Here is an 8,709-nt window from a genome sequence, read left to right on the forward strand (position 1 = left end):
CCAACCTGACGCTGGCCGATACCAACGAGGAAGCGGCCAACAGCCAGGCGCTGTCGACCCGCCAGTCGATCGCGGTGTCCGCGCTGGCGCTCGCCAACCAGTCGCAGCAGAGCGTGCTCCAGCTCCTGCGGACCTAGCGGCGACCAGAGAAAAGTCGAGGGCGGCGGGGGAGACCCCGCCGCTTTCTTTTGAGTCGGCGGCGTAGCGGTTACCGCCGATTTATGGACACATTTGGCAACCGCAGCTAACCATATTTAAAGACGCGACCTGTATGAAAGTTGGGCAGTTTTCAAGCCCCGCGGTTCTGCGAATCGCTCCCATCGAGGTCAGTTAATGTCCAATGCAGCCCAAGCCTACGCTCGCACGTCACAAACGACAGCCTCTCCCCGTGAAATCGAAGCGCAAGCGCTGCTGAAGGCCGCACGACAACTCCAGGACGTTCAGGCCAACTGGGCTGGTCCCGACAAGAACATGCACAACGCGCTGCTGTTCAACAGCCGGCTTTGGTCGATCTTCATGAGCGCCGTGGAGACCAACGACAACCCGCAGCCGATGGAAGTTCGTCAGAACATCGCCAATATCGGCGTCTTCGTGATGAAGCAGACCATCGAGATGCAGATGAATCCGGATCCGGCCAAATTGAACTCGCTGATCGACATCAACTGCAACCTGGCTGCGGGCCTGTCGGGCCGCGGCTGACCGGCTAAGGGGGCGAGATCGTGGCTGACGTTTTCAGCATCCTGTCGGCCAACTACAAGACCGTGGGATTGGCGGTTCCGTCCAAGACGCCGTATGTGCCGGTCGATCCCACGCTCTATCAGGGCAGCTGGACCGGAAAATACGCCGACAACAAGTCATTCAAGTTTACGGTCACGAACGTCACGGGGTTTCGTGCCAAGGTCCACTACCAGAGCGGCGGCACCAACAAATACGCGGACGTTCTGATCAGGGACAATGCGTTCCGGATCGGTGACACGAAATTCATGGTGACCAAGGTCGGAACAGCGGTCATCAAGAACGTCGTCACCGACCCGGCAACCGGCGGAACGATGCTCGATACCGCCTATGCGACGCAGAGCAAGTGAGCGGAATTCCTCAAAGCTTTTTCAATCATGCCTTGACGTCGGTGGCGAGCAGCCGCGCCGGCGCGTCCCTGGTCAGGTCTAGCGCGTGGAAATAGGCGCGGCGGCGCAGCACCGCTTCCTCGGGGAATTGCTTCACCACCTGGCTGGTCCGGTTGTCGACGACCTGATACACGACCGCTCGCGCGTCGCGATCGAACACCACCTGGTTGGAGACGGACGGATTCGAAATCGAAATGTGGACCGCGCGGGAATCGCTGGTGCGCGCGCCGGCGTCCGACGCCGCGACGCTCTGAGGCGCCGGCAATTCGGTCGCGACCGCATTATGCGCCGCTTCGCTGATCGGTTGAACGATCGGCGCGGCAACCGGTGCCCCCACCGGTTTGATGTTGAAATCCGTACTCATGGCAGCCTCCAGGCTTGCTTCGAGTCAAATCCCAACCCCTCTCAAACCGCAATATAACTTCCCACCCTTCAACACGGTGTTAGGGAACGCGCTGAATCCCGTGCTTATACGGGGGCGCGAGTTTGTCGAAAATTTTAGATGTTTAGAGCGAGCGGCTCACCGCGAGCGGCGTCATGTTGCGCGGCCCTGGCGTCGCGCGCTGGCCGCTCGCCGTATAGGTGTTGGGGATATTGCGGCGCTGGATCTCGGTGTTGACGCCGCGCACGATGCCTTCGGACACCGCATGCGCGGTCGCAAGCACCGTGAGATTGATCTGCAGCATGGCGCGGAAGGTGTCGTGATGGCGCCGCAGCGTAGTCAGCAATTCAGGCGAAACCTGTGCCAGGTATTTTTGCGAGTTCTTCAGATGTTCGACCGCGACCATGTAGCGGCGCGACAGCTCACCCTTCTGGCCTTCAAGCTCCATCGCTTCGCGGATCTTGCCGGCGCGAACCAGTTCGGTTTCGCGCTCGATGATGCCGAGCAGCCCGCTCATCACGTCCATCAGGTCTTCCGCGAGCTTGCGGGCCTCGACGGGCGAGGAGATCGCGCGTGCCGGAACTGCGGCGGGCTGTGCTTGCGGGCGCTGATTCATGTCGGGGTTCCCTATCTCAGCCGGCGCGGTTGGCTTGCTGCAGGATCAAGGTACGGAAGACGTCGTTGGAGATTCCGATGCCGCCGGATTTGGCGAACGACTTCGAGTATTCATCCGTCAGCATCGAGCGCCAGGCGCCGGTGCCCGTCGTATCGCCGAACGGGCCTTCGCCTTTGACGCCGGTGGTCATCTGCGAGAACATCGAGTTCAGGAACATCGCCTCGAAGTCCTGTGCCTTGGCGCGAGTCTTCTTCTGCGCCTCGGGCGAAACCCTGGTCAGGGCCTCGGCCAGCTGCGGATCGTTGCGGCCGTTGATCAGCGTGGATTTCGGGTACGAATTGCTGATGCCGTTCAAGCTGCTTTGCATCACATCACCTCGATGTCGGCCTGGATCGCGCCGGCGGCCTTGATCGCCTGCAGGATGCCGATCAGGTCCCGCGGGCCGATGCCGAGACCGTTGAGGCCGTCGACGAGTTGCTGCAGCGAGACGCCGTCTTTTACGACCGCGAATTTCTTGCCGTCTTCGGAAACGGACACACTCGAGCGCGGCGTCACCACCGTTCGGCCGCGTGACAGCGGATTGGGTTGGCTCACTTGCGGACTCTCGGAAATCGAGACCGTAAGGTTGCCCTGCGCGACCGCAACGGTGGCGACGCGGACGTCGCGGCCCATCACGATGATGCCGGAGCGTTCGTCGATCACGATCTTGGCGGTGAGGTCCGGTTCGACCTGCAATTGCTCGATCTCGGTCAGGAAGGCGACGACATTGCCCTTGAACTCGGCGGGAATCGCCAGTTGCACCGTGGAGGGATCGATCGGCTCGGCGGTCTTGACGCCGAGGAAATCATTGACGGCCGCGGCGATGCGCTTGGCCGTGGTGAAGTCGGCGTTGCGCAGCGCCAGCCGCACATTGGGCAGGCGATTGAGCGCAAATTCGATCTCGCGTTCGATGATGGCGCCGTTGGGGATGCGGCCGTTGGTCGGTACGCCGCGGGTGATGCTGGCCGCGGCGCCTTCCGCGGCGAAGCCCGAGATCGCGAGCGAGCCTTGTGCGACCGCATAGACATTGCCGTCGGCGCCGAGCAGGGGGGTGACGAGCAGGGTGCCGCCGGTCAGGTTCTTGGCGTCACCAAGCGCGGAAACGGTGACGTCCATCCGTGTGCCCTGGGTGCCGAACGCCGGCAGATTGCCGGTGACCATCACGGCAGCGACGTTGCCGGTGCGGATGGTGGCGCCGCGGATGTTGACGCCCATGCGTTCCAGCATTGCCTGCAGCGACTGCTTGGTGAAGGGGATGTTGTTCAGCGTGTCGCCGGTGCCGTTGAGGCCGACGACGAGGCCGTAGCCGATCAACTGGTTCTGACGCACGCCTTCGATATTGGCGAGGTCCTTGATCCGCGAGGTCGCGCCTGCGGACATGGCGGACAACGCCAGCGCCAGCAGCGCTGCGCAGCCCACCCACAACATTCTCGCCGTATGGATGCCGGGCATCCCAATGCTCCCCTGGAAGTCGTTCCCGGACAACGCGCCACTCCCATGACGGTAGCCCGTGATTAACTATGCGAGATCGATGCCACGCGGTTTCGGTGGCCTAGTCCGTTGAAAGTGCTATGCTTTGTTCGGTGGTGCGCGATCCGGCCGATCTCGCGGCACCGGCGAAACTGCCGCGCTGCGGCAGATTTTGCCGGGTCGTTTACGCGGCATTAACCATAAAGCGGCGAAGCTCCCTGCAATCGACCGGCGAGATTCACGACGATGCGCATCTACGGACCGAACGGCACCACGCTTGGATCGCCCGCGAGCAGCACGCGGCGAACCAGCTCGACCGGCTTTTCGCTGCCGGATGCGCCGGCGACGCCGGACGAGACCCGCTCCGCGGCCCCGCCGAAAGCCGCCGGCAGCATCGACGCGCTGCTGGCGATGCAGGGCGTCGAGGATCCGACCGAGCGCCGCAAGCGGTCAGTGGCGCGCGGGCGCGGCGCGCTCGACGTGCTCGACGAGCTCAAGCTCGGGCTGCTGTCCGGCAACCTCGACACCGCCACCATGAACCGGCTGCGCGATGCCGCGGCCAACCTGAAATCCTCCTCCGGCGATCCCGGCCTCGATGCCGTCCTGGCCGAGATCGAGCTTCGGGTCGAAGTCGAGCTGGCCAAGGCCGGGCAGTTCTAGAAACTCCCCTCAGACATCAGTGCTTCACCGAGAGGCCACGGCGTACTGGATGCCCCGCTTGAAGCGGGGCATGACAGCGGTGGGTTTGTCTCACGCCGCCATCGCATTGCGCTGCGCATCGTAGCGGCGCTGCGCGTTCATCACTTCCTTCAGATTGCTTTCGGCCCAATCGCGCAAGGCATCGACGGCCGTCGACAGCGTCGCCCCCAGCGGCGTGATCGAATACTCCACCGTCACCGGCACGGTTGCGATGACGCGGCGCTTGATCAGCCCGTCGCGCTCCAGGCTCTTCAGCACCTGCGACAGCATCTTCTGCGAGATGCCTTCGATGGCGCGGCGCAGCGCGTTGAAGCGCATCGGCTCGTCGCGCACCAGGAGCAGAATCAGCACCGCCCATTTGTCGCCGACGCGATCGAGAATCTGGCGCGTCGGACAATTGGCGGCATAGGCGTCGGGTTTCATCTTCATGGCGGTTACTCCGGCGTAATCAGGTGAGTTCAAAGTGCTCTCTTAACACCTACGCTCTTTGCGTTATCTAGTCACCATTGGATACCACATCCATCCCATCGCAAGGAGACCAAAGATGAAGATCGCCGTCGTCGGCGCGTCCGGCAATGCCGGCTCGCGCATCGTCACCGAACTGGCCAGCCGCGGCCACGCTGTGACCGCCATCGCCCGCCACCTCGAGAAGATCAAAGCCCAGCCGAACGTCACGGCGAAGGAGGGCAACGTGCTGGACCAGGCCGGCCTGGCCGCACTGTTCGCCGGCCATGACGCTGCGATCAGCTCGGTGCATTTCCTCGACAGTGACCCGGCCCGGCTGATTGGCGCCGCCCGTGATTCGAAGGTCGGCCGCTACCTCGTGGTCGGCGGCGCCGGCAGTCTCGAGGTCGCGCCGGGCGTCCGGCTGGTCACGACACCGAATTTTCCCGTGGTATACAAGGCCGAGGCCGAGAAGGGCGGCGCCTTTCTCGACCTGCTGCGGCAGGAAAAGGAACTGAACTGGACCTTCCTGTCGCCCTCGGCCCTGTTCACGGCCGGCGAGCGAACCGGCAAGTTCCAACTCGGGATCGACCAGCTTTTGACCGCGTCCGACGGCAAAAGCTGGATTTCCTACGAGGACTTCGCAGTTGCACTCGCCGACGAAATCGAGCGTCCGGCCCATATCCGCCAGCGTTTTACGGTCGGTTACTGACCGGGCGGGCTGCCCCGCTGCGGTGCACAGTTTTGCCTGTGTATGCGCTCCGGGGCGGCCTTCCTTGCCCCAGGGCCGATATTGTCTGTCACAACTCGCCGCTATATAAGGCGCGCGCGGACGGACGATTTTCCGTTTCGCCTTGCACTTAAAGATAGGCTGACATTGGAAAAGTTGAAGAATTATCGACCCTCCGAAAAAGAGCCTTTCATGAACGACCGCCAGCGCGATTATTTTCGCGCCAAGCTGCTGGCGTGGAAGGACGAGATCCTGCGGGAATCGAAGGTCACCCTGCAGACCCTCCAGGAAGAGAACGTCAATCATCCCGATCTGGCTGATCGCGCCTCTTCCGAAACCGATCGCGCGATCGAACTGCGCGCTCGGGACCGCCAGCGCAAGCTGATCTCCAAGATCGACGCCGCGCTGCAGCGTATCGAAGACAACACCTACGGCTATTGCGAGGAGACCGGCGAGCCGATCTCGTTGAAGCGGCTGGAAGCCCGCCCGATCGCAACGCTGTCGGTGGAAGCGCAGGAGCGTCACGAGAAGCGTGAAAAGGTTTACCGGGACGAGTAGAGTAACCTCCGGCATCTGACCGCAGCGCGCGGTCGGCATTGCCGGTTTGCAACGAGAGAGCTGCCGCCGATGGACAAAATTCTCGCGGCCGCCAAGCGCATCGCCAGCGCTCGCCGCAGCCGTTCGCCGCTGGCCGCGCTTTCGAGCGAACTCGTGCCGCAAGATGAGGCTGATGGCTACAAGGTTCAGCGCGCGGTCCACGATCTGCTGCTGCCGCAGGTAGGCAGCCTCGTCGGCTACAAGATCGGCTGCACCAGCGCGGTGATGCAGCAATATCTCGACATCCCCCATCCCTGCGGCGGCGGCGTGTTCGCCAAGGGCGTGCATGAGTCCGGCGCCAAGCTGCGCTTCGGCGATTACGTCCGTGTCGGCGTCGAATGCGAAATCGCGGTCCGGCTCGCGCGCGATCTCTCGCCGTCGGAAGCGCCGTTCACCGCCGAGTGGGTGATGGAGGCGATCGAGGCCTATCACCCCGCGATCGAGATCGTCGACGACCGCTACGTCAAATGGGAAACCATGGGCGCGCCGACGCTGGTGGCCGACGATTTCTTCGCCGCCGGCTGCGTGCTCGGCGGGGCAGTCCTGCGCACCGCGGCGCCCGATCTGCTCACAGTGGCCGGCCGCGCCATCATCAACGATACCGAAGTCGGGCGCGGCACCGGCGCCGATGTGCTCGGGCATCCGCACAACGCGCTGGCCTGGCTCGCCAATCATCTGGCCGAGGAGGGCAAGGGATTGCACGCCGGACAGATCGTTCTCACCGGCAGCCTGGTCAAGACCGTGTGGCTCAATGCCGGCGACAGCGTGGTGATGGAGCTCGACGGGCTCGGCACGGTGGCGGCGAGCTTTCGGGACTGAGCGGGAACCATGCAAGGGCAGGAGAGCGTTCCCTCGATTCTCGAAGCCGACGCGCGCGGTGAAATCGCCGAGATATTCACCGACATCCGAAAGGTGCTCGGCACCAGCGTGGTCAATCTGATCTGGCGCAACCTCGCGACCATGCCGGGCGCGCTGCCCTGGACCTGGGCCACGGTGCGGCCGCTTTATCTCGGCGCCGCACCGCTGCATGCCGAATCCATCAGGCGCACGATCGCCTTGCCCGACCTGCCCGGATTTTCCGCCGACACGTTGCTCGCCGCCGGCATCGATCAATCCGACCAGGCCATCATTCGCAATGTGCTGGACAGCTATCAACATACCAACGCGCTGGCGCTGACCGTGCTGTCGGCGTTGCTCGCGCATTTCGAACCGCGCCCGGCCGTTACAGTCACGGCCGCCAGCTCCGCAGCTCCGCCCTCCGGCGTCAAGATTCCGGAACTGCCGCCGATGGACGCGCTCGATCCCGAGGTGGCGCGGCTGGTTGGCGAATTGAACGGTTTTGGCGAGGACACTGAACCGCAATTGATTGCGAGCATGTATCGGCATCTGGCGTACTGGCCGGCGTATCTGGCGCTGGTGCGAACCATGCTGGCGCCGCTGCAAGCCGACGGCCGGCTCGATGCGCTGACGCGTTCGACACGCGCGCTCGGGCACGCGCATGGTCAAATGTTGGCGCCGCAGCTGAAACCCGCAACGCCGCCGGACGCGCTAGCGGGCGTGCTGAAATCGTGCCGGTTGTTTGTCGAACATCCGATCGCCCGGATGACCGGGCTCTGCGCATTGATCCGCCGCGCCACGCCGGAATGAAAAGATTCTGGTTTGACGCGTTTTCTTCACGCGAACCGGTATCCACTTCGCTCATCCGGGCTACGAATTCTTCATCAGCTACCCGAGCACTTCAACTCGGTGCGGTCATGGAACGCCTTGATGGCGTTGAAGGGGACGACGAACCGTTCCGGATAACCCTTGAACCACACCAGCACTTCGAAGCGGTCGTCCTTCACGGTCAGCTTGCCGAATTCATATTGCAGGACGACGGTCATCTCGTTCGGATATTTTTCCAGGAGATACCCCGGCATTTTCACGCCCTCGCTCCGGGTCGTGAAGGTGACATGGACCGGATGTTCTTCGGCCGCGTGCCACAGCGTCTCGGCAATGTTGAAACGCGCCGGCGTCGTGCTGCAGGGTTCAGCCGCCACCGCGCTCGTGGCGGCGAACATGGTCGCCAGCACGGCGAACAGGATTCCTGCTTTTCTCGTTATGGCCGCCTGCATTGGTTCGTCTCGCGTTGTCACACTGTTTCATGCGTCAGTGACCTCGGAGTGCACATGGGTTCAATTCGGTGGGCCAGCGGCGCTTCGAATGTGCGGGAGGTCACAGCTACACCGTCGTCCCGGCCTTGAGCTCAGATGCGCAGTTGCGCATCGGGGGACCCATACCGCGTGATCTTTCGATAGAGGCTCGGTAACAGTGATCGTTCGCAAAACTTCTTCCTGTGGTTATGGGTCCCGGCGTTCGCCGGGACGACGGCGGTGTTTGTCGCTGCACCGTGGTCTAACCGCACTTCCGCGATCTCGCCGCGCATTGCGCCCGAGCTTTGCCAGAAATTCCTTGCCCCCAAAATGAGAGGGCGCAGGGAAGACCGGGTGCGCGCTGCACCCGCGGTCCCGTGTGCGGTTAGCACAAGAAATGCTGCACACGAGCATACAGGGCAGCGGAGAACACCCGGCCTTCCCTGCGCAATGGCTTTACGGCTTATGCCGTGATC

General features: G+C 63.1%; 14 protein-coding genes. 8 read left to right on the forward strand and 6 right to left on the reverse strand.

The window, feature by feature from the left end:
- The 3 genes from JQ629_RS36700 to JQ629_RS36710 all read left to right on the forward strand — a co-directional run.
- Positions 1–137 (forward strand): flagellin (locus tag JQ629_RS36700; protein ID WP_283815991.1); only part of this gene is annotated, 137 nt, incomplete at its 5' end.
- Between the two features lie 196 nt (positions 138–333).
- A complete protein-coding gene (flaF, locus tag JQ629_RS36705; protein WP_212039225.1) occupies positions 334–699 on the forward strand; it encodes a flagellar biosynthesis regulator FlaF in 366 nt (121 codons plus the stop codon).
- A gap of 20 nt (positions 700–719) precedes the next feature.
- The gene (locus JQ629_RS36710; RefSeq protein ID WP_212039224.1) at positions 720–1,085 is read left to right on the forward strand and encodes a hypothetical protein; all 366 of its coding nucleotides are present in this window, start codon (positions 720–722) and stop codon (positions 1,083–1,085) included.
- A gap of 25 nt (positions 1,086–1,110) precedes the next feature.
- On the opposite strand, the gene JQ629_RS36715 is transcribed toward JQ629_RS36710, so the two are convergent.
- The 4 genes from JQ629_RS36715 to JQ629_RS36730 form a co-directional block, all read right to left on the reverse strand.
- Positions 1,111–1,488 (reverse strand): hypothetical protein, encoded by a 378-nt coding sequence (locus JQ629_RS36715; RefSeq protein WP_212416759.1) that lies wholly within the window; start codon positions 1,486–1,488, stop codon positions 1,111–1,113.
- A 142-nt stretch (positions 1,489–1,630) separates the two neighbouring features.
- The gene (locus JQ629_RS36720; protein WP_212416760.1) at positions 1,631–2,122 is read right to left on the reverse strand and encodes a hypothetical protein; all 492 of its coding nucleotides are present in this window, start codon (positions 2,120–2,122) and stop codon (positions 1,631–1,633) included.
- A 16-nt stretch (positions 2,123–2,138) separates the two neighbouring features.
- Positions 2,139–2,489 (reverse strand): flagellar assembly peptidoglycan hydrolase FlgJ, encoded by a 351-nt coding sequence (flgJ, locus tag JQ629_RS36725; protein WP_212416761.1) that lies wholly within the window; start codon positions 2,487–2,489, stop codon positions 2,139–2,141.
- Positions 2,489–3,613 (reverse strand): flagellar basal body P-ring protein FlgI, encoded by a 1,125-nt coding sequence (locus tag JQ629_RS36730; RefSeq protein ID WP_212416762.1) that lies wholly within the window; start codon positions 3,611–3,613, stop codon positions 2,489–2,491. The genes flgJ and JQ629_RS36730 overlap by 1 nt, the downstream gene beginning before the upstream one ends.
- Before the next feature lie 264 nt (positions 3,614–3,877).
- On the opposite strand from JQ629_RS36730, the gene JQ629_RS36735 reads away from it, so the two are divergent.
- On the forward strand, positions 3,878–4,291 hold the full coding sequence (locus tag JQ629_RS36735) for a flagellar assembly protein FliX (protein WP_212416763.1): 414 nt from the start codon (positions 3,878–3,880) through the stop codon (positions 4,289–4,291).
- Positions 4,292–4,381: 90 nt separating this feature from the next.
- Here the strand turns inward: JQ629_RS36735 and JQ629_RS36740 are convergent, their stop codons facing one another.
- Positions 4,382–4,753 carry a winged helix-turn-helix transcriptional regulator gene (locus JQ629_RS36740; RefSeq protein WP_212416769.1) on the reverse strand — a complete coding sequence of 124 codons (372 nt, stop codon included), beginning with the start codon at positions 4,751–4,753 and terminating at the stop codon, positions 4,382–4,384.
- A 121-nt stretch (positions 4,754–4,874) separates the two neighbouring features.
- Between JQ629_RS36740 and JQ629_RS36745 the strand changes: the two genes are divergently transcribed.
- The 4 genes from JQ629_RS36745 (at position 4,875) to JQ629_RS36760 (ending at position 7,748) form a co-directional block, all read left to right on the forward strand.
- The gene (locus JQ629_RS36745) at positions 4,875–5,486 is read left to right on the forward strand and encodes an NAD(P)-dependent oxidoreductase (protein ID WP_212416764.1); all 612 of its coding nucleotides are present in this window, start codon (positions 4,875–4,877) and stop codon (positions 5,484–5,486) included.
- A 210-nt stretch (positions 5,487–5,696) separates the two neighbouring features.
- A complete protein-coding gene (gene dksA, locus JQ629_RS36750) occupies positions 5,697–6,062 on the forward strand; it encodes an RNA polymerase-binding protein DksA (RefSeq protein WP_249135538.1) in 366 nt (121 codons plus the stop codon).
- A 69-nt stretch (positions 6,063–6,131) separates the two neighbouring features.
- Positions 6,132–6,920, forward strand: coding sequence for a 2-keto-4-pentenoate hydratase (locus tag JQ629_RS36755; protein WP_212416766.1), 789 nt, complete (start codon positions 6,132–6,134; stop codon positions 6,918–6,920).
- 9 nt (positions 6,921–6,929) lie between these two features.
- Positions 6,930–7,748: a hypothetical protein gene (locus JQ629_RS36760; RefSeq protein ID WP_212416767.1), complete on the forward strand. Its 819-nt coding sequence runs from the start codon at positions 6,930–6,932 to the stop codon at positions 7,746–7,748.
- Between the two features lie 74 nt (positions 7,749–7,822).
- Here the strand turns inward: JQ629_RS36760 and JQ629_RS36765 are convergent, their stop codons facing one another.
- On the reverse strand, positions 7,823–8,215 hold the full coding sequence (locus JQ629_RS36765) for a ClpXP protease specificity-enhancing factor SspB (protein WP_212416768.1): 393 nt from the start codon (positions 8,213–8,215) through the stop codon (positions 7,823–7,825).
- Between the last annotated feature and the right edge of the window lie 494 nt (positions 8,216–8,709).

The organism is Bradyrhizobium sp. AUGA SZCCT0222 (assembly GCF_018130205.1).
In the GTDB taxonomy this organism is placed as follows: domain Bacteria; phylum Pseudomonadota; class Alphaproteobacteria; order Rhizobiales; family Xanthobacteraceae; genus Bradyrhizobium.